This window comes from Enterocloster sp. OA13 (assembly GCF_022440595.1).
Classification (GTDB): Bacteria; Bacillota; Clostridia; order Lachnospirales; family Lachnospiraceae; genus Enterocloster; species Enterocloster hominis.
The window spans coordinates 5,512,776-5,531,825 of sequence record NZ_JAKNTF010000001.1 but is presented as its reverse complement, the minus strand read 5'-3'; the positions used below and the strand labels follow the sequence as shown (position 1 = coordinate 5,531,825).

At 51.3% G+C, this 19,050-nt stretch carries 19 protein-coding genes; all 19 read left to right on the top strand.

Annotated elements, in window-relative coordinates; translation table 11 throughout:
- Window positions 1-40 precede the first annotated feature (40 nt).
- The 19 genes from MCJ35_RS24770 (at window position 41) to MCJ35_RS24680 (ending at window position 19,048) form a co-directional block, all read left to right on the top strand.
- Window positions 41-1,297, top strand: a complete 1,257-nt coding sequence (locus MCJ35_RS24770) for a dicarboxylate/amino acid:cation symporter (protein ID WP_008726576.1) — start codon at window positions 41-43, stop codon at window positions 1,295-1,297.
- Window positions 1,298-1,318: 21 nt separating this feature from the next.
- Window positions 1,319-2,476, top strand: coding sequence for an aminotransferase class V-fold PLP-dependent enzyme (locus tag MCJ35_RS24765; protein ID WP_025484745.1), 1,158 nt, complete (start codon window positions 1,319-1,321; stop codon window positions 2,474-2,476).
- Window positions 2,477-2,492: 16 nt separating this feature from the next.
- The gene (locus MCJ35_RS24760; protein ID WP_008726573.1) at window positions 2,493-2,888 is read left to right on the top strand and encodes a cupin domain-containing protein; all 396 of its coding nucleotides are present in this window, start codon (window positions 2,493-2,495) and stop codon (window positions 2,886-2,888) included.
- A 16-nt stretch (window positions 2,889-2,904) separates the two neighbouring features.
- On the top strand, window positions 2,905-3,351 hold the full coding sequence (locus tag MCJ35_RS24755) for an OsmC family protein (RefSeq protein ID WP_008726571.1): 447 nt from the start codon (window positions 2,905-2,907) through the stop codon (window positions 3,349-3,351).
- Window positions 3,352-3,438: 87 nt separating this feature from the next.
- Window positions 3,439-5,124 (top strand): dihydrolipoyl dehydrogenase, encoded by a 1,686-nt coding sequence (gene lpdA / locus MCJ35_RS24750; RefSeq protein WP_025484746.1) that lies wholly within the window; start codon window positions 3,439-3,441, stop codon window positions 5,122-5,124.
- Window positions 5,117-6,034: a lipoyl protein ligase domain-containing protein gene (locus MCJ35_RS24745; protein ID WP_025484747.1), complete on the top strand. Its 918-nt coding sequence runs from the start codon at window positions 5,117-5,119 to the stop codon at window positions 6,032-6,034. Before lpdA ends, MCJ35_RS24745 begins: the two co-directional genes overlap by 8 nt.
- 1 nt (window position 6,035) lies before the next feature.
- Window positions 6,036-6,506: a RidA family protein gene (locus MCJ35_RS24740; RefSeq protein WP_008726568.1), complete on the top strand. Its 471-nt coding sequence runs from the start codon at window positions 6,036-6,038 to the stop codon at window positions 6,504-6,506.
- Between the two features lie 314 nt (window positions 6,507-6,820).
- Window positions 6,821-7,486 (top strand): 4'-phosphopantetheinyl transferase family protein, encoded by a 666-nt coding sequence (locus tag MCJ35_RS24735; protein ID WP_008726567.1) that lies wholly within the window; start codon window positions 6,821-6,823, stop codon window positions 7,484-7,486.
- A 68-nt stretch (window positions 7,487-7,554) separates the two neighbouring features.
- Window positions 7,555-8,082 (top strand): spore maturation protein, encoded by a 528-nt coding sequence (locus MCJ35_RS24730; RefSeq protein WP_008726566.1) that lies wholly within the window; start codon window positions 7,555-7,557, stop codon window positions 8,080-8,082.
- 147 nt (window positions 8,083-8,229) lie between these two features.
- Window positions 8,230-9,681 carry a MurL-like N-terminal domain-containing gene (locus MCJ35_RS24725; protein WP_025484748.1) on the top strand — a complete coding sequence of 484 codons (1,452 nt, stop codon included), beginning with the start codon at window positions 8,230-8,232 and terminating at the stop codon, window positions 9,679-9,681.
- Between the two features lie 43 nt (window positions 9,682-9,724).
- Complete coding sequence (gene murD, locus MCJ35_RS24720) at window positions 9,725-11,074, top strand: UDP-N-acetylmuramoyl-L-alanine--D-glutamate ligase (RefSeq protein WP_025484750.1); 1,350 nt, start codon at window positions 9,725-9,727, stop codon at window positions 11,072-11,074.
- A gap of 138 nt (window positions 11,075-11,212) precedes the next feature.
- Window positions 11,213-11,656, top strand: a complete 444-nt coding sequence (locus tag MCJ35_RS24715; protein ID WP_227809740.1) for a MarR family winged helix-turn-helix transcriptional regulator — start codon at window positions 11,213-11,215, stop codon at window positions 11,654-11,656.
- 17 nt (window positions 11,657-11,673) lie between these two features.
- Window positions 11,674-12,246, top strand: a complete 573-nt coding sequence (locus MCJ35_RS24710; RefSeq protein ID WP_008726562.1) for a GerMN domain-containing protein — start codon at window positions 11,674-11,676, stop codon at window positions 12,244-12,246.
- Window positions 12,247-12,531: 285 nt separating this feature from the next.
- A complete protein-coding gene (locus MCJ35_RS24705; protein ID WP_025484752.1) occupies window positions 12,532-13,701 on the top strand; it encodes a BMP family lipoprotein in 1,170 nt (389 codons plus the stop codon).
- A gap of 87 nt (window positions 13,702-13,788) precedes the next feature.
- Entirely contained in the window at window positions 13,789-15,348 is a 1,560-nt protein-coding gene (locus MCJ35_RS24700) for an ABC transporter ATP-binding protein (protein WP_025484754.1), read from the top strand.
- On the top strand, window positions 15,338-16,408 hold the full coding sequence (locus MCJ35_RS24695; protein ID WP_008726559.1) for an ABC transporter permease: 1,071 nt from the start codon (window positions 15,338-15,340) through the stop codon (window positions 16,406-16,408). Before MCJ35_RS24700 ends, MCJ35_RS24695 begins: the two co-directional genes overlap by 11 nt.
- 3 nt (window positions 16,409-16,411) lie before the next feature.
- Window positions 16,412-17,398 (top strand): ABC transporter permease, encoded by a 987-nt coding sequence (locus MCJ35_RS24690; RefSeq protein ID WP_025484755.1) that lies wholly within the window; start codon window positions 16,412-16,414, stop codon window positions 17,396-17,398.
- Window positions 17,367-18,317, top strand: coding sequence for a nucleoside hydrolase (locus MCJ35_RS24685; protein ID WP_008726554.1), 951 nt, complete (start codon window positions 17,367-17,369; stop codon window positions 18,315-18,317). Before MCJ35_RS24690 ends, MCJ35_RS24685 begins: the two co-directional genes overlap by 32 nt.
- A complete protein-coding gene (locus MCJ35_RS24680) occupies window positions 18,314-19,048 on the top strand; it encodes a sulfite exporter TauE/SafE family protein (RefSeq protein WP_025484756.1) in 735 nt (244 codons plus the stop codon). The genes MCJ35_RS24685 and MCJ35_RS24680 overlap by 4 nt, the downstream gene beginning before the upstream one ends.
- Window positions 19,049-19,050 lie beyond the last annotated feature (2 nt).

Sequence of the window (19,050 nt, the reverse complement as noted above, 5' to 3'; positions counted from 1 at the left end):
AAGCAGCGAAAATGAGAGGTATATACAAAGGAGGTTCTACATGACTGAACAGAAAAAGACGCAAAGCGTCTGGAAGAGTTACAGATTTCCTATTTTGCTGATTTCTTCGATTATCATTGGTTCAATTATCGGTCTGGTTATGGGGGAAAAGGCCACGGTTTTAAAGCCATTTGGTGATATCTTCCTGAATCTGATGTTCACGGCCATTGTACCGCTTGTGTTTGCAACCATTGCCAGCGCCATTGGCAATATGCTGAACATGAAGCGCCTGGGAAAAATCCTGGGCAGCTTACTGGCAGTATTTGTGGTCACCGGCCTGATAGCAGGTGTCATCATCATTTTCATCGTCACAATATACCCGCCCGCGGCAGGCGTACATATTACCATGGAAGCGGCTGGTGAGATGGAGGCGGTAAAGCTGTCGGACGCCATTGTCAAAGCGCTGACGGTCAGCGATTTCTCAGCCCTGCTTTCACGCCAGAACATGCTGCCGCTGATTATATTTTCCATTATGTTCGGTTTTTGTATCAGCGCCTGCGGCGGTAAGGAAAGCGCGGTCGGGCAGGTCGTGAATAACCTGGCTGATATCATGATGAAGATTGTCAACATCATCATGATGTATGCCCCCATTGGACTTGGCGCCTACTTTGCAAACCTGGTTGGGGAATTCGGCCCTAACCTGCTGGGGGCTTACGGAAGGGCAATGCTGGTATATTATCCGGTATGTGCTGCTTACTTTGTCGTATTCTTTTCACTGTATTCATACTGGGCAGCCGGAAAGGACGGCTTTAGGAGGATGTGGAAATTCATCCTTCCTCCTGCGGCAACCTCCATCGCCACCCAGAGTTCGGTTGCAACACTGCCTGTAAACCTGGATGCTGCCAGGAACATAGGCGTGCCCAAGGATATAAGGGAAATCGTACTTCCTCTGGGAGCCACCATGCACATGGACGGGACCATTTTTTCCACGTTGCTGAAAATAGCGTTTTTATTTGGTATTTTCGGAAAGCCCTTCACAGGATTCGGGACATTTGCATCGGCCATGCTCATTGCCATCATGTCGGGCGTTGTCATGTCAGGCGTGCCGGGAGGCGGGCTGATTGGGGAGATGCTGATTGTAAGCCTGTATGGATTTCCAGCAGAGGCATTTCCAATCATCGCAACAATCGGTTTCCTGGTTGACCCTCCGGGGACATGCATCAATGCAACCGGGGATACGATTGCAGCCATGATGGTATCCAAACTGGTTGAAGGTAAGGACTGGCTTAAGATGAATCTTACAAAGGATGAGGAGTAACCTTAATTAAAAGGAGATAACATGGATAACAAATTTAATCGTGAAAGATGGCACTATCCGGTACTGGACCGGTATACGTACCTGGATACGGCAACCACCGGACTGATTCCGCAGTATGCCTGCGACGCAATGAACACTTATCTGCAGAACAGGACAGATCTCGCGATGGATATTGACGACTATCATTGGCAGTGGGAGTATGCGGATGATGTCAGGGACGGGATTGCGGAAATGATTGGTGCAGAAAGCGGGGATGAAATTGCATTTGGACAGAACTCGTCCTCGCTGTTCAACATCTTCTGTAATGGGCTGGTCTTTGAGAAGGGGGATAATGTTGTCATATATGAAAATGCATTCCCTGCCATGACCTATGTATGGCTGAACCTCAGGGAACAGCTTGGACTGGAGGTGCGGGTGGCCGGGGCGGTCAACGGGGAGACTGCACCGGAAAGCCTGTTCTCACTGGCCGATGAGCATACGAAGGCAGTCACTGTGTGCCATGTGGACAGCGGGAATGGTTACAGGCACGATTTAAAGACCATTGGAACATGGTGCAGGGAACACCATATTCCCTTTGGGGTGGACGCCACCCAGGCCTGCGGTGCAATGCAGCTGGATGTGAAGGATATGAAGATTGATTTCCTTACCACATCGGCCTATAAATGGCTGCAGGGGATCCAGGGCATAGGCTTCGCCTACATTGATAAAGACTTCATGAAGAAACTGAAACAGTCCGAGATGGGATGGGCCAATGTCCAGGACCGTATTAACGGCGGGCCATTTGACCTGGTAATCAGTGAGAAGGCCAGCCGCTTTGAGAATGGGGGCCTGCCAGCCATTGGACTGTATGGGCTTCATGAAACGGTTAAGACCTATATGAGGCTGGGGGGCAGGGATATTGAGGATTATATCCTGGACCTGACCGATTATCTATACAGTGAGGTTCAGAAATTGGATGGTTTTTCTATTTTCTGTCCCCACCAAAGGGCATACAGGTCGGGTCTGGTATCCCTTAAACTGCCCGCCGGGCTGGGGCTGACCGAAGGACTGATCAGGGAAGCCGGTATAAGGGCAAAGCTTCAGGGGCAGGACAGGATGAGGGTAGCCCTGCACTACTACAATAATACCCGGGACATAGACCGTCTTATGGAATATCTGAAATCATGCATTAAAAAGTAAAGAGGAGGACAGGGAAATGGGCGATACAGGAAAAGAACAATTATGTGGAAAGATCATTGATTTGCCGATGGTGGACGCAGGGATGCACATGCTTGGCGGTGAAAAGAGGATTGTATTTGGGCCGGAGCGGTTCTGGCCCACCCACGTCATGAGGTGTTTTACCCTGAAACCAGGCGGCAAGGCAGCGTCAAACCACCATCCGTGGGTGCACTGGTTTGTGTGCATTGCCGGGGAAGGAAAATTCCAGATTGGGGATGAAATTTATGATATCGGGGCCGGATACTGGGTTTACGTGCCTGAGGAGGTTCCCCATTCGTTCTGGAACACATCGGAGACAGAGGACCTGATTTCCCTCTGTACCGTGACAAAAGAAGGGGATACGGATCCCTTGGCCTTAACCAGGGGATGCTGAAAAAGAGGAGGCAGTCATGGCATTAAAGACATACACGGCAAAATCAGAATTAATTGAGGGATTAAAGGTAAGGGCATCAGCCAGGGATTTTTCCATTATCCTGGATGAACCCCAGGAACAGGGAGGGACCAACGCGGGTATGAACCCAATTGAGCTGGCCCTGTGCAGCGTGTGCGCCTGCCAGACAATAACAGCAGCCATATTTGCGGATTTCTATGGGATTCCCGTGGATGACATTAAGGTGGAAGCAGAAGGCAGGATGGATTCGGATGGTTTCAGCGGAATGGATCCGGACGTAAGGCCGGGCCTTCAGAAAATCCATTTCAGGTTCATCATTAAGAGCAAGGCGCCCAAGGTGCAGGTTGAGGAGCTGGTAAAGGCAGTGGAGAGGATGTGCCCGGTAGGGGATTCCTTCAGGCACGGCGTGGAACTGGAAGCGCCGGAGCTTATACTGTCTGAATGATGGACCGGAAACAGCCAGGGACATGCAGACCACGGGAATGAATTTTCAATCATGCCCTGGGGACGGATATGAAGGGAGGTCAGCAGCGTGGAAATAAGGATGGGCCTGATCATGGGCGGAAAGTCAGCGGTTGCCGGAACCATAGAGGTCAGGGTGGGCGACCGGGTGGAACCGGGGCAGACGCTGTTAAATACAGAGACCGGAAAAGGAAACCGGCCATTCAAGTCCATGGTGGCCGGAAGGATTACAAGGATCTGCGTGGAGGAGGGAAGCCAGGTACGGACCGGGGATGTGCTGTTTGAATATGAAGAAGCGGCTGACGGCAGCGGAGCGGATGGCAGAGAACCCGCCATGGATAAAAATGCAGCACCCTGCCAGGACATAAAGCGCATGGAGACAGATGTGGCTGTCATCGGCGCAGGTCCAGGGGGATACGTAACTGCATTATACGCCGCGGGCCAGGGACTCAGGGTGGTCCTGATTGAAAAGGACCAGCTTGGGGGAACCTGTCTCAACAGGGGCTGCATCCCTACCAAGACATTATTACAGAGCGCGCACCTGTATGATACATTCAGGCGGGCAGGGGAATTCGGTATCAGTTCCGGCAATGTCACGGTTGATATGGACAAGGTATTTGACCGGAAGGACAGGATCTGCGGGGAAAACCGCCGCGGCATAGGTTTCCTGTTAGACAGCAGCCGTGTGACCGTGATAACTGGTACGGCGCAGGTGATGCCGGACAGGGCTGTCATGGTAAAAGGCGGGGACTCCGCTTATGAAATAAAGGCCGGACATGTGGTGCTGGCTGCCGGCTCCAGGCCGGTGATGCCGGACTGGGCCAGGACACCGGTCTGTATGGACAGCCGGGAAGCCCTGGACAGCCGGTCCATCCCGCATTCCTTAATCATCATAGGCGCAGGCGTGATTGGCATGGAATTTGCCTTTTTATACGCCGCGTTTGGATGCCAGGTCCATGTGATTGAATATATGGACCATATGCTGGGGACTACGGATGCCCAGGCAGCGGCTGTAATCGCAAGGACAGCCAAAGAAAAGGGAATCCGTATAGACCTGTCATCCAGGGTCACCAGGGTGCTGGAGACTGACAGCAAGGAAGCGGTTGTATTCTATGAAAAAGACGGGATGGAACATGCGGCTAACGCGGAAAAGGTACTGGTTGCAGTAGGCCGGGCGCCGGAGATTGACAGGGAAGCCATGGAACTGGCAGGAATCCGGTTTGATAAAAAGGGAATCAAGACAGATGAGAACCTTGAGACAAACATGGAAGAAGTTTATGCCATTGGGGATGTGAATGGCAGGATACAGCTTGCCCATGCTGCATCCGCCCAGGGAATACAGGTAATTGACAGGATATTAAAAAGGCCCAAAGGCAGGGAATCCGTGATACCATCCGTCATCTTCACCTCCCCGGAGATTGGGAGTGCCGGAAAGAGTGAGGAGCAGTGCAGGGAAGAAGACATTAAGGTGAAGGTCAGCGTATTTCCTTTTACTGCAAACGGCAAGGCAAAGATCCAGGGTGAATCAGAAGGCTTTGTCAAGCTGATTATGGAAGAACAAAGCCGCAGGATCATAGGAGGCGTGGTTGTAGGGCCGGACGCATCGGCTCTGATTGGCTGCATTGCGGTTGCCATAACCAATAACCTTACGGATGACGGTTTATCGGGAACTGTTTTCGCCCATCCCACCACATCGGAGGCGGTATGGGAGGCTGCAATGGGCCTTTCCACAGGCTGCATACATTATCATGAATAGGATTGTCGTATCAAAAGAAACCAATCCGTGCCATAACCTGGCATTGGAGGAAGAACTGCTGAAGCAGGCAGAAAGCGGAAGTACCCTGCTGTATCTCTGGGTGAACCGTCCCTGCGTGGTGCTGGGAAGGAACCAGAACCCATATCTGGAATGCGATATGGATTACCTCAAATCAGAAGACATACGCCTTGTAAGGCGTAAATCCGGGGGCGGGGCAGTATACCAGGACCTGGGTAACCTGAACTACACCTTTATTAACCGGGAAGGGGAAGGCAGTCAGGCAATGCAGCAGGAAGTACTCCTTGGCATGCTGCGTTCGCTGGGGACGGATGCTGTATTTTCCGGGAGGAACGATATCCTGGCGGCAGGCAGGAAGATTTCCGGTCAGGCCGGATACTGCGAAGGGGGAAATGAATACCTCCATGGCACATTGATGGTCCGGGTCCGTAAGGACCATCTTGAAAAAAGCCTGCGCCCCTCCCCCATGAAGCTGGAGTCCAAAGGCGTGCGTTCCATTGTGGGACGTGTGGCCAACCTGTCAGAATACATACCGGACATTACGGTAAAACAGGCAGCCGGACTTCTGGCCGGGCAGTTCAGACAGGTCTTTGGGCCGTCCCTTCCAGTGGTTTACAGGGATGAAAGCCAGGGAAGGCCCCTGGGGCAGGATATATATGAGTCCCGGGACTGGATTGTGGATAACTGCCCGGAATACACGGTCAGCCAGGAACTGCAATGGAACGGAGGGATATTGAAGCTGAGGTTCCAGGTAAGGGAAGGAACCGTATTCCATATAGAGTGTTCCAGCGACAGCCTTTCCTGCGGGGACATTGCCTGGATAAGGGAACTGGAAGGATGCGGGTATGACAGGGAGCAGGTTGTAAAAATAATAATGGAAAGAGGAAAATAAAATGAACGTATATGACAGACTAGAGGAATTGGGAATCAAGTTGTCGGACCCTACCCCAAAGGGCGGGATTTACAGTCTTGTAAGGCCCTATGGGGACCATCTTCTCTATGTATCGGGCACAGCGCCCCATAATGCGGTGGATGAGAACATGGCAGGAAAGCTGGGCAGTGAATATACAATAGAGGAAGGACAGGAAGCGGCCCGCCGCTGCATGATTAATATTATATCAAACCTGCATCATGAACTGGGGGATTTAAACAGGATCAAGCAGTTTGTGAAGCTTCTGGGATTTGTGGCATCGGCGCCTGATTTCTATGAACATCCGCAGGTCATTAACGGGGCGTCACAGCTTTTAAAAGACGTATTCGGCGATGAAATCGGTCTGCCCGCCAGGTCGGCAATCGGAGTGGCGGCACTTCCCTGGAATATACCGGTTGAGATTGAACTGGTTTTGGAATTAAAGGAATCATAATCTGTAAACACGCTCTAGGATGTGGAATCCCTGCAGGGCCTTCTGTTTTGGGCCGGGCAGGGATTTCCCGGTTTTATTGCCGCGCAAGGCTGTACTGGGTTCAGGATGACTCCCGGGACTGGTTTCAACTGATTTTTATCTGTAGTTTATTTGCAGCCACAGGCTGCGGTATGCTATAATTTATTCTGCCGCCGTTATTTTTACGCCTGATGGGTAACCGGTGGGGCGGCAGGTTATCAATCACATGCCAATATAAATGCAAAAATAAATGCAGATATAAATCAGCAGGGATTCATAAAGGTAAGGAGCTGCCAATGGAACATATATTTATCCTTAATATCAATCAGCTGAAAGATGAGGGTACATTCAGATATTACTTCAATGAAATGTCCCGGGAACGTCAGGACAAGATAACACAGCACAAAATGGAGTCTGACCGCCGCCGTTCCCTGGGCGCCGGAATTGCGCTCAATGCCATCTTAAAACAATACGGCCTTAATCCCCGGGAAACCCGTCTGGAATATGGGACCAACGGAAAGGCATCCGTGGCGGGGCGGCCGGATATCCATTTTAACCTGACGCATTCCGGGGATTATGCGGCCGGGGTCTGCGGCGTCAGCCCGGTGGGAATCGATATAGAAGGAATCGGCGTCATGAAGGAGAAGGTGGCCCGCCGTTTTTTCCATGAGGGAGAATACAGGTATCTGGAACAGATAGAGGACGGACAGCAGAAGCAGGAAGCATTTTTCCGGCTGTGGGTCCTTAAGGAAAGCTTCATGAAGGTAACCGGGCTGGGGATGGGACTGGCGTTAAATGCATTTGAAATCCGTTTTCAGGGGCAGGAGATAGAGGTGGCCCAGGACGTGGATGACATGAAGTACTATTTTAAGGAGTTTTCCCTTGAAAACAGCAGGATGGCGGTATGCAGTGCGGGAAGGCCCGCTAAAGACTGGGAGCCGGTGTGGATCCAGCTAATATAATCCAGGGGGAATGAAACCATCCTCACCGGAATACCATATATAAAGCGGCTTAACCAGGGGATATCCATATGCGGTTCATACTTTTTCTGTCAGAGGCCATGGTTCCTCTGATGATTTTTTATATTGTGGGCTTCGGGCTTCTGTCAGGGCGTCCTGTGCTGGATGATTTTATAGACGGGGCCAAGGATGGCATGAAGACAGTGGCGGGAATCCTTCCCACCCTGGTGGGGCTGATGGTTTCCGTGGGGGTGCTCAGGGCGTCAGGCTTCCTGGAATTTTTTGGGGAAATGCTCAAGGCCCCGGCTGCCCTGATCCACCTGCCGCCTCAGATCGTGCCCGTGGTGCTGGTACGGCTGGTTTCCAATTCAGCGGCTACCGGGCTGGTGCTGGACATTTTCAAGGAATACGGAACCGATTCCAGCATAGGACTCATTGCCTCCGTGCTCATGAGCAGTACCGAGACCGTGCTTTATTGTATGAGTATCTACTTCAGTTCCGTGGGAATAAGAAAAGGCAGATATACCCTGGCAGGCGGACTGTTCGCAACAGCCGTGGGAGTGGCTGCCAGCGTAATCCTGGCAGGCGCCCTGAGGTAAGGCCCTGACAGACAAAAAAACATTGCAAAATAAAGGGTTATTGACTATAATAGCCATAGATAAAAAGGGAATCCGTTGTATATGCGCCCTGTATCGCAGATGGGCAAAGTGTACAGCGGGTTTGTGTTGTAAGGAAAGGGACATATTATGGAACAATATCAGACCCTGCGAAGGCAGTATCCTCAGTTCATATATAAAAGCTATGAGATGGAAGAAGACGGCCGTGAGTGCAGGATCACATACAGGTTTGAGATTCCCGGGCTATCTTCCTTTGCCCCTGTCTGGCGGTTCCCGAAGGCGGCAGGCGATACACGCCTGTGGGCTGAGGAACGGCTGATGCAGGACATGGTATTTTCCCTGGGCATGGTGGAACTGGTCAGCTACTGGAAGATTGCATGTCCTCCCCGGGTAATCGTGGAGGCGGGCTTCCTTGGCCAGGAGCAGATGGAATGGTGGAAGGACCTGTATTATAACGGTCTGGGCGAGTTCTTTTATGTGAATCAGATTTGGGAAGCCAGGCAGGATGATTTTATGGATATTGTATGCAATGTTCAGGGACAGTCATCCGGGTATGATCCGCGGGAGATGCAGGGGTCGCAGAAGATGCCTCCCTCCCAGCCCTTGCAAACTCCTGATTCCCCGGCCCCCCAGGAAAAAGGAGTCCTGGTCCCCATTGGCGGCGGCAAGGATTCCGCAGTCACCCTGGAGCTGCTGCGCAGCGCGGGGGAGACAATCCATGCCTACATCATCAACCCCAGAGGCGCGACCATCCATACCACAGAAGCCGCCGGACTGAAGGAAAGCCAGGTCATAAATGCCAGGCGGACCCTGGACCCCAACATGCTGGAACTGAACAGGCAGGGATACCTGAACGGGCACACGCCGTTCTCGGCCCTGGTGGCATTTTCCAGCATCATCGCAGCCAGAATGCATGGATTATCCTGGGTGGCCCTTTCCAATGAATCCAGCGCCAATGAGAGCACGGTCCAGGGAAGTACGGTCAACCACCAGTATTCCAAGAGCTTTAAATTCGAGAAGGATTTCCATGAATATGAGAACCGTTACCTTCCGGGAAGCGCCGGCTATTTTAGCCTTCTGCGCCCATTAAGCGAGTTCCAGATAGCTGGATACTTTGCAAGGCAGAAACAGTATCATCCCATTTTCCGCAGCTGCAATGCGGGCAGCAGGACGGACAGCTGGTGCGGACACTGCCCCAAGTGCCTGTTTGTATACCTGATACTCTCCCCATTCCTTTCCTCACAGGAAGTGCGGGACATATTCGGACGGGATATGCTTCAGGACTGGACCATGAAGGAAACCCTGGAACAGCTGATCGGCATACGGGAAGAGAAGCCTTTTGAATGCGTTGGCAGTAGGGCTGAAATCAACACGGCAATGGTACTTACCATTAATCGTATGGAAGAGGAAGGGGAAGAGCTTCCAGCCCTTCTTTCCTATTATAAGGGAACCGGCCTTTATAAGCAGTACCAGGCTGCCGGGGACCGGTATTCGTCCTATTATGACAGTGAGAACCTGGTGCCCCCGGCCTGGGCCAGGGTGGTCAGGGAGAACTGTGTGCACACAGATACCCACAGATGACGGAAAGCAATTTTCAGACACACCCTAAAAAAGGAGAATGAACGTGATTGAGAAAATAATTCCCTGGATTAAAGGAAAGCGGGTCCTGCTCCTGGGTTTTGGAAGGGAAGGCCAGTCAACCTATCATGTCATAAAGCAGGCAGGCGGATATGCCAGCCTCGATATAGCGGACCTGGCTTCCCCGGCGCAGCGGCCGGATGAGGAGGCGCGGTGGATAACAGGGCCGGGCTATCAGAACTGCATGGATGACTATGATGTGGTCTTTAAAAGTCCGGGAATCGTGCTGGAAAAACCCATAGAAGAGTACAGGTGCCAGATCCTGTCACAGACAGAAGTATTTTTCCAGTGTTTCCGCGACCAGATCATCGGTATCACGGGCACAAAGGGAAAAAGTACGGTTACGTCCCTTTTATACCATATCCTGAAGAACGCGGGCATGGACACCATGATCCTGGGCAATATCGGCATACCGGCCCTGGACCACATGGAGGAGGTAAGGCCGGACACCAAAATCGTGTTTGAGCTGTCCTGCCACCAACTGGAATACATGACCGTATCCCCCCATATCGGAATCCTGGTCAATATACATGAGGAACATCTGGACCATTACGGAACCATGGAAAAATATGTGGCGGCCAAACAGAATATCTTCAAGAACCAGAAGACGGACGACATACTGATATGCAACGTACAGTGCCTGCCTGAATCCGGGGCCTGCCCATCCATGCTTATAAAGGCCGGGGTAAATGAGCCGGGCACGGATCTGAGCGTGGCAGAGGAACCGGACGGCACATGGATCCGCTTCCGCGGCAGGGCATACCGGATCCCGGTGGATGAAATCCGGCTGCTGGGACAGCACAATTACTTTGATATCGGGGTGGTCTATGGGGTGTGCGCCATCCTTGGCATGGATGACGGGGCGTTCACGGCAGGACTTAAGACCTATGAGCCGCTGCCCCACCGGCTTCAGTATCTGGGAGAACGGGATGGGGTCAGATACTATGATGATTCCATATCAACCATCTGCGACACCACCATACAGGCCCTTAAGACGCTGAAGGACACGGATACCGTGCTGATCGGGGGCATGGACCGGGGGATTGATTACAGGGAGCTGATTGAGTATCTGTCAGAATGCCAGGTAAGCCATATCATCCTCATGGAGGCCACGGGCAAGCGGATTTACCAGGAGATATATAAGTTTTATCCTGAATTTAAAGACAGGCCCAGGCTGATCCTGGCCGAACATCTGGAGGACGGTGTGAGGCGGGCCATGCAGATTACAAGGCCGGGACACAGCTGCGTGCTTTCTCCGGCAGCTGCAAGCTATGGTATCTTTAAAAACTTTGAGGAACGGGGCGAAGTATTTGCCAGGCTTGTATTTCATTCCTGATTTTGGGTAAAACTGTAAAAAACACAAAAAAGTCACAGGCTTTTAAGAATTTTATAAGGATTTAGGGGCTTGTGTTAACAAGTAAAATACTGTACAATCAGTAAGAAGCTTTTGAAGTAGAAAGTGAAAGGGAGAACCGTGGGAACTTACGAGACGCTGAATGAAGTTTTGGTGAGCCTGTTCCGCGATGTCAATGATATAGAGCAGAAGGCAATCATCACCTCGGAATTTGGGGACCTTACCAATAACGATATGCATGTGATAGAGGCCATTGGCATAGATGAGCCTAAGAACATGTCAACCATTGCCAGGGCATTATCCGTTACAGTGGGAACCTTGACCATTTCCATGAACAGCCTTGTGAAAAAGGGCTATGTAGACCGGCAGCGCAGCAGTGAGGACCGAAGGGTTGTTTATATCTCCCTGTCAGAAAAAGGAGTTAAGGCTTATCATCATCATAAGAAGTTCCATGAACAGATGATAGAGAGTGTTGTGAAAGAACTGACGGAAGAAGAACTGGAAGCCCTTGTAAAGGCGCTGACAAAACTAAACTCCTGGTTCAGAAGCTTTGAAGAGGACTAAAGGAGGCATATACAATTATGAAAAGATGGTTAATAGGCGCAATGGCAGTCATGGTGGCCGTATCACTGGCGGCATGTACGCCTACTACTGAGAAACAGAAAAAAGAAACCACGGCAGCAACGGCAAAGTCAGCTGAGAATATGATTCCCCAGAGCACAGGCGGGGCGGCTGATAAGGTTCCGGATCCCAATGTGATGCCGGTGGCGGTTGTTTCCATCTATCATGGCGGTGATTCTGACAGTCTGGTGCAGGATATGGATTCCCTGGACACCGAAGGTCTGGATGCCCAGCTTCTGGTAGATAAACTGATTGAATACGGCGTGCTGACAGATGGTACCAAGGTCCTAAGCTTTGATATTGAGGGCAAGGAAGATGATTCCGTTGGAACACTGGACCTTAACCAGGCGGAAAGCGCTGAGGGGGCTTCCGACGAGATGTTCCTGACGGAGATTGGCAATACCTTTACCGAGAACTTCGAGTTAGGTAAGCTTAAACTGAAAGTCAATGGAGCTAATTATGCGGGCAATGACATTCAGCAGGGCGACAGCGATTATCTGACATACCGTACGGATTACGATATGGTTGAATAAATATAACAGAACATTCTAATATAGAAGGAAACGTTTGATATAGAAGGAACCGTTTGACGGCACAATCAGCCGTGAAGCGGTTCTTTTGTTTTGTTGGAATACCATAAAGTGACCATATACGGATATATTGGTAAAAAGCAACAAAAGAATATAACTATAATAAGTAAATACTTATCAAGCTAATAAAGAATATATATTTTACGATATCAATATACAATGCTATACTGATTATACAACATAGCAGTATAAACGTATTTTTTAAAAATGATTCAGGGAGGTAGCACAATGAAGAGAAGGTTGGTTGCAATGTTTACGGCGGTGACGCTTGTACTGTCCATGGCAGGGTGCGGGGGCGCCAAGCCGGCAGAGGAGAAAAAGGCGGCGGATACAACGGCTGCGGCAGCAGATAACGCCGGAGGCAGTGCGGATGCATCAGAAGCACCATCAGAAGAAATGGCAAAAGAGGTAAAGAAGATTGTTACCGTCCTGCCCAATGTCCGTGGGGACGGGGGAACCCACGACCTGGCATGCCGGGCGTCGGAAGCAATTGCAGGCAATATCGGGGCCGAGCTGGATATCATAGAGCTGGGCACTGCAGTGACGGATTCCGCCAAATGGGAAGCGGCCATGAGCGACCTCTGTGAAGAGGATTATGACCTTATCATCACCGGCGGTTCCCTGATGAAGGATACCATCCAGACCGTTGCGCCCATGTATCCGGAAATCCCGTTCATCTGTTACGATGTGAACCTGGATTTTGATTCAGTGGACATGCCCAATGTATATGCCATGGACTTCCACCAGAATGAAGCTGCCTATATGGCAGGGGTCATTGCGGCAAGCATGACAAAGTCAGATTATGTGGGCTTTGTGGGCGCCACGAAAATACCTGTCATCTATGACTTCATGGTAGGCTTCATATCCGGCGCCCAGGCAGTCAACCCCGATATAAAGGTAGCGGTTGCCTTCACCAATGATTTTAATGACGCAACCCTTGCAAAGGAACTGGCCCTGGCCCAGATCACGGATGGGGCAGACGTACTTTTCCCGGCCTGCGGCAATGCGGCGGTGGGCGTATATGAAGCTGCCAGGGATAAATCCGTATCAGCCATCGGTAACGACCAGGATGTGGCTGCCAAATACGCCAACAGTGACGAAAGCCTGGAAAAGGTAATCCTTGCATCCGTCATGAAAAAGGTGGACAACGCCGTAAGCACTGCCTATGAAAGATACACAAAGGGAGAGCTTCCGTTTGGGACCCAGGAGACAGTGGGTGTGAAGGAAGACGGAGCCGGCGTGGTTAAGAACGAATATTATGAGGCACAGCTGCCGGATGAGGTGAAGGCGGTTGTGACAGAGTATGAGGGTAAGATTGGAAGCGGGGAAGTGACGGTACCAACTGCCATCGGTATGGATGCAGAAGAGATTGATGGGATTATCAGCTCCGCGCAATAACAATGCACATGCTGACATGGGAGGGCAAGTTTTGAAAAAAGCCTGCCTTCCCATTTTTACCTGAAAAATCAGAGAGGTGGACATGGTATGCAGACGCCTGCAATCGAAATGAAAGGAATCACTAAGATTTATCCCAATGGGGTGGTTGCCAACAAGGATGTGGATTTCAGTGTGGATTACGGTGAAATCCATGCCGTTATGGGGGAAAACGGAGCGGGCAAATCCACACTCATGAAAATGCTGTTCGGATTAGAAAAAATAGATAAGGGTGAGGTGCTGTTTGAAGGGAAACCGATCCGTATCAACAGCCCTGCGGAAGCGATTAAACTGAAAATCGGTATGGTGCATCAGGAATTCATGCTGGTGCCTTCCCTTACCGTGTCCGAGAATATGATGCTGAGGGAAGAACCGAAAAAAGGTATTTTCATCAACCGGGCAAAGGCAGTGGAAGAAACCAGGCGGATCTCCCAGATGTACCAGCTTCCCATTGACCCGGATACACGGGTGGAGGACCTGCCTGTTGGAATGAAGCAGAGGGTGGAAATCCTGAAGGCCCTGTACCGCGGCGCCCGCATACTCATACTGGACGAACCAACGGCCGTTTTGACGCCCCAGGAAACAGAGGAACTGTTCCGGCAGCTTATCCTCTTAAAAGAGCATGGACATACGGTCATATTCATTTCCCATAAAATCCGTGAGGTCAAACAGATATGCGACAGGATTACCATCATGAAGAACGGGCGGTCCATGGGGGTATATGATGTAAAGGATATCACGGAATCCGATATCTCGCGGCTGATGGTGGGCCGTGAAATCAAGATGAACCTGGAAAAGAAGCAGGCCCGGCCCCGGGACGTGGTGTTAAGCGTGGAACACCTGTACCATGGCTATGGAGAAGGCAGGCTTAAGGTGAATGATGTGAGCTTCACCGTAAGGAGCGGGGAAATCCTTGGCATAGCAGGGGTGGAGGGAAACGGGCAGAGGGAACTGCTGGAATGTATCACAGGCCTGCAGCCTATCCAGAGAGGGAAGATCCGGATAAAACACAATGATGTGTCCAGGATGTCCATCCGGAAAATCCGGGATATTGCCAAGACCGCATATATACCCCAGGACAGACTGCTCTTCGGCGTTGCCAGCGAAGCCACAATCAAGGAAAACCTCCTGGCCAACCGTCTCTCGGATCCGGAAATCTCCAAAGCAGGCATTGTTAAAGATAAGAAGCTGGCCCAGAAATCCAGGGAGCTGATTCAGGAATTTACCGTGAAATGTGACAGCGAGAAGCAGACCGTGGACATGCTGTCCGGCGGCAACATCCAGAAGGTGGTGGTTGCAAGGGAACTTTCCATGCCCAGGGACCTGATTGTCATTGACCAGCCTTCCAGGGGCATTGACATAGGTGCCACCAAATTCATACATGAAAAGATATTCGAGCTAAGGGACAGGGATGCGGCCATCCTCATAAGCTCCGCGGACCTGGCAGAAATCATGGAACTCAGCGATTCCCTGATTGTGATGTATGAAGGCGAGATTGCAGCGTATTTTAAAAGCTTACAGGGAATTACCGAGGAAACCCTGGGAGAATACATGCTGGGGATAAAAAAGCAGACTCCGGAGGAAATAAAGGAGGCATTTTATGAACAATAACAAACTGAACCAGACATTTTCCTTTGTAAAGGTCCTGCTTGCAATCCTCATTGCAATGCTGACCGCGTTCGTAATCATCCTGATTGTCAGTGACGAGCCGATGAAGGCGCTCCACGCCTTTTTGCTGGGGCCATTTACTTCCACAAGAAGGATGGGGAACCTGATAGAGAACACCGTGCCGTTAATCTATGTGGGCCTGGGGGTATGCGTGCTTTGGGCCACGGGAAAGCGCACCCTGTCCGGCGAAGGATGCTATTACTTCGGCGGCCTTACGGCGGCAGCCGTATCCCTGAAGCTTACCGTGGTACATGGCCACAGCCTTACCTTGGTTTCCATGCTGGTTGTGCTGGTTGTCTGCGGGCTGATGGCGTTGCTGCCCATGATCGTGAACCTGAAGTACGGTACGGATGCCTTTGTGGTTTCCCTGCTTTTTAACTATGTAATCTTTTATATCGGAAATTACATATTCAGCAATTATCTCATGGATATCACCTCCACCTCCTCAGGGTCCTATCCATTGCCCAAGGACAGCTTCCTCCCCACCCTGATTGACGGGACAAAGGTCAATGCCAATCTGATTGTCGCACTCATCGCCATTGTGCTGACCTGGTTCTTCCTGTACAAGACCAAGTGGGGCTGCAGCATCCGTCTTATTGGGGCCAACCCCAACTATGCCAGGTACATTGGAATCAATGTATTCGCCATGTGCGTGCTGGCCCAGTTCATCGGGGGAGCGCTCAGCGGATTTGGCGGGGGCATGGAAATGTTCGGGCGCAATCCCAGGTTTGCCTGGTTTTCCCTGACCAACCTGGGATGGGACGGAATCATGGTGGCCACCCTTGCCAGGTATAAGCCACAGTACATCCTGTTTTCCGCCCTGTTCCTCGGATATGTAAGGACGGGTGCGGACATCATGAACCGCTCTTCGGATGTGGCAAGTGAGATCGTAATGATCATACAGGCAGTCATGATCCTGTTTATCGGCGCCAATGCATTTCTGGCCAGGACCCAGCAGAAACTCAGGGTTAAATACAATACGCAAAAGGCAAAGGAGGCATAATCAATGGGTATATTGCAGAATTTCCTGACAACCGGTTTTTTCTATACCATTATCCGTGTTTCCACGCCCCTTATCTTTGCCAGCCTGTCCTCCCTGATTGCCAGAAAGGGCGGCGTGACCAACATTACCATAGACAGCACCATGATCATGTCCGCCTTAACAGGAGTGCTGGTCAGCGCGTATACAAAAAACATATGGCTGGCCCTTATCTGCGGGATGGCGGTAGGCGTGGTCATGGGAATCTTCATGGGATATTTCCATATCATGATGAATACCAACATGATACTGACAGGCGTGGCCATCAACACCTTTACCTCAGGCGCCGCCGTGATGATCCTGTATGCCTTTACCGGGGATAAGGGTTCCTCGTCCATGGTCAAGAGCATGGGGATTCCCAGTATAGACATACCCATCATCCGCAGCATACCCGTACTGGGGGATATCCTGTCGGGGCATAATGTATTTACATATGTTGCATTCGTCCTGGTCATCGTGGTCTGGTTCCTGATGTACCGGATGCCCTTGGGACTCAGGATCCGGGCGGTGGGGGAAAACAGCAGCGCCGCCAGGTCCGTGGGGGAGAACCCTACAAAAGTAAAGCTGATTGCCCTGGGACTCAGCGGCCTCTTTGCATCCCTTGGAGGAATGTACCTGTCCATGGGCAACATGCAGGTTTTTATCGTAAATATGACGGCCGGACGTGGCTTCATCGGTGTGGCCGCGGATGCAATGGGGCGCGGCAACCCCATAGGGGCCATGATTGCTTCCCTGTTATTCGGAAGCGCCAACGCAGTCGCCAATGTGCTGCAGATTAATTCATTTTCTTCAGATGTTGTGATGGCCATACCGTATGTTGTATCCATTGCCGGTATCATCATCTACTCAGCCCATGAACAGCAGGTAAAAGAGAAACGGATCAGGAAGGAAATCATGGAAGCGGAAAGAGAGGAAAAGACCTATGGAAAAAGTTCCGGTAATCATAGACTGTGATCCGGGCCACGATGATATGGTGGCATTGGTCCTGGCGCTTGGAAGCCAGCGGCTGGACGTAAAAGCAATCACCAATGTGGCGGGCAATAAGGTGATGGAAAAGGTGGTGAAAAACACCCTTAATATCCTTAATTACTGCGGGGCAGAATGTATCGTGGCCCCGGGGGCCAGCCGCCCTATTGTTCGGGCTTATACAAGAACGGACTCAGAAGGCTGCCATGGGGTCAGCGGCCTGGACGGTTTTGACTTTCCCCGGGATAACCCGTTAAAGCCATCGGACCGTAAGGCGGTGGAGGTGATGGCGGAAATACTCAGGAGCAGCAAGGAAAAGGTGGTGTTGATCGGCACCGGACCCCTTACCAACCTGGGGCTGTTGATCCGCACATTCCCTGAGTTGTGCGAGGAAAAGGTGCGGGGAATCTCCCTTATGGGCGGCACCTGCCATTTCATCCTGACCAGGCCCTTCATGGAATTCAATACATATCTGGACGCCGAGGCAACGAAGATAGTATTTGAGAGCGGCCTGCCCATTACCATGTACGGCTATGACGTTACATACAGGACGCTGTTCGGGCAGGATTTCCTGGATTCCCTGAAGGCCCTTGGCAACAGGACCGGCCTCATGATGTCCAGCCTGCTTCAGGAGTTCTGGAACATGCACAACCGGGTGTGGATTGACCTGGGAGGGTGCCCTGTCCACGATGCATGCGCGGTGGCGGGTATCATCGACCCTTCCGTCGTAACCAAAAGCGAGAGGATGTATGTGGAGATTCCCACGGAACCAGGTCCCTTATCCGGCGCAACCATCTGCGACTACGCCCACCGTTCCGGAAAACCGGAGAATGTGGAAGTGGTATTTGAAATGGACAATGAAAAATTCTTCCGGATGATACTGGACTCGGCAGGGGCGCTGGCATGAGTGACCCGTTTCTTTTCCTCTGTTATGTGTCCATATTATTTGCATCCAATGTGCTGGGGGCAGTGGGGGGATTTGGGGCCGGAATGATAAGCATTCCCTTCCTGACCCAGCTGTTTGACGCAAAGGCAGTCATCATGGCCTCCACCATGACCTGTATCTTAAACCTCTTCATTGCAGTGAAAAATTGGAGATACGTGGACCTTAAGCGGCTTACCCGGATCCTGTTGTACATGTGCATAGGACTTCCCATAGGCGTATACGGCCTGAAGATGATAGATGTGGATGCGTTAAAACGCCTTTTAGGCGGCTTCATGCTGGTCATAGGCGGATATGGGATCCTGAAGCTGAGGATACCCCGGGCTGCCGGGAAACATCTTCCGGCCTGGGCCTTAAGGGGATGCCTGATTGCAGGGGGAATCGTCCAGGGGGCCATATCCTCAGGAGGAAGCCTGGTACTTTTATATGCGCAGCAGGAATTGGAGGAGAAAAATGGATTCCGGGCCACCATGGCCCTCCTATGGACGGTTGTCAGCCTGATTACGGTATTCCAGTATATGCTGATGGGAACCCTGAACCGGGAATCCCTCCGGCTGTTCGCAGCGGGCGTGATTCCTGTGCTGTCCGGGATTTTTGTGGGAGGAAGGCTTTGCAGGCGCCTGAGCCAGCGGTCATTTGCATATATAATTAATATACTGATCCTATCTGCAGGAATGATTTCCCTGTGCAGGTAAAG

What these genes read in the sequence shown, in the direction of transcription:
- MCJ35_RS24695 (WP_008726559.1), top strand. Translation starts at nt 15,338, where the DNA reads ATGAACAATAACAAACTGAACCAGACATTTTCCTTTGTAAAGGTCCTG.
- MCJ35_RS24740 (WP_008726568.1), top strand. Translation starts at nt 6,036, where the DNA reads ATGAACGTATATGACAGACTAGAGGAATTGGGAATCAAGTTGTCGGAC.
- MCJ35_RS24705 (WP_025484752.1), top strand. Translation starts at nt 12,532, where the DNA reads ATGAAGAGAAGGTTGGTTGCAATGTTTACGGCGGTGACGCTTGTACTG.
- MCJ35_RS24690 (WP_025484755.1), top strand. Translation starts at nt 16,412, where the DNA reads ATGGGTATATTGCAGAATTTCCTGACAACCGGTTTTTTCTATACCATT.
- MCJ35_RS24755 (WP_008726571.1), top strand. Translation starts at nt 2,905, where the DNA reads ATGGCATTAAAGACATACACGGCAAAATCAGAATTAATTGAGGGATTA.
- MCJ35_RS24730 (WP_008726566.1), top strand. Translation starts at nt 7,555, where the DNA reads ATGCGGTTCATACTTTTTCTGTCAGAGGCCATGGTTCCTCTGATGATT.
- MCJ35_RS24700 (WP_025484754.1), top strand. Translation starts at nt 13,789, where the DNA reads ATGCAGACGCCTGCAATCGAAATGAAAGGAATCACTAAGATTTATCCC.
- MCJ35_RS24745 (WP_025484747.1), top strand. Translation starts at nt 5,117, where the DNA reads ATGAATAGGATTGTCGTATCAAAAGAAACCAATCCGTGCCATAACCTG.
- MCJ35_RS24725 (WP_025484748.1), top strand. Translation starts at nt 8,230, where the DNA reads ATGGAACAATATCAGACCCTGCGAAGGCAGTATCCTCAGTTCATATAT.
- MCJ35_RS24710 (WP_008726562.1), top strand. Translation starts at nt 11,674, where the DNA reads ATGAAAAGATGGTTAATAGGCGCAATGGCAGTCATGGTGGCCGTATCA.
- MCJ35_RS24770 (WP_008726576.1), top strand. Translation starts at nt 41, where the DNA reads ATGACTGAACAGAAAAAGACGCAAAGCGTCTGGAAGAGTTACAGATTT.
- MCJ35_RS24765 (WP_025484745.1), top strand. Translation starts at nt 1,319, where the DNA reads ATGGATAACAAATTTAATCGTGAAAGATGGCACTATCCGGTACTGGAC.
- MCJ35_RS24735 (WP_008726567.1), top strand. Translation starts at nt 6,821, where the DNA reads ATGGAACATATATTTATCCTTAATATCAATCAGCTGAAAGATGAGGGT.
- MCJ35_RS24680 (WP_025484756.1), top strand. Translation starts at nt 18,314, where the DNA reads ATGAGTGACCCGTTTCTTTTCCTCTGTTATGTGTCCATATTATTTGCA.
- MCJ35_RS24685 (WP_008726554.1), top strand. Translation starts at nt 17,367, where the DNA reads ATGGAAAAAGTTCCGGTAATCATAGACTGTGATCCGGGCCACGATGAT.
- MCJ35_RS24760 (WP_008726573.1), top strand. Translation starts at nt 2,493, where the DNA reads ATGGGCGATACAGGAAAAGAACAATTATGTGGAAAGATCATTGATTTG.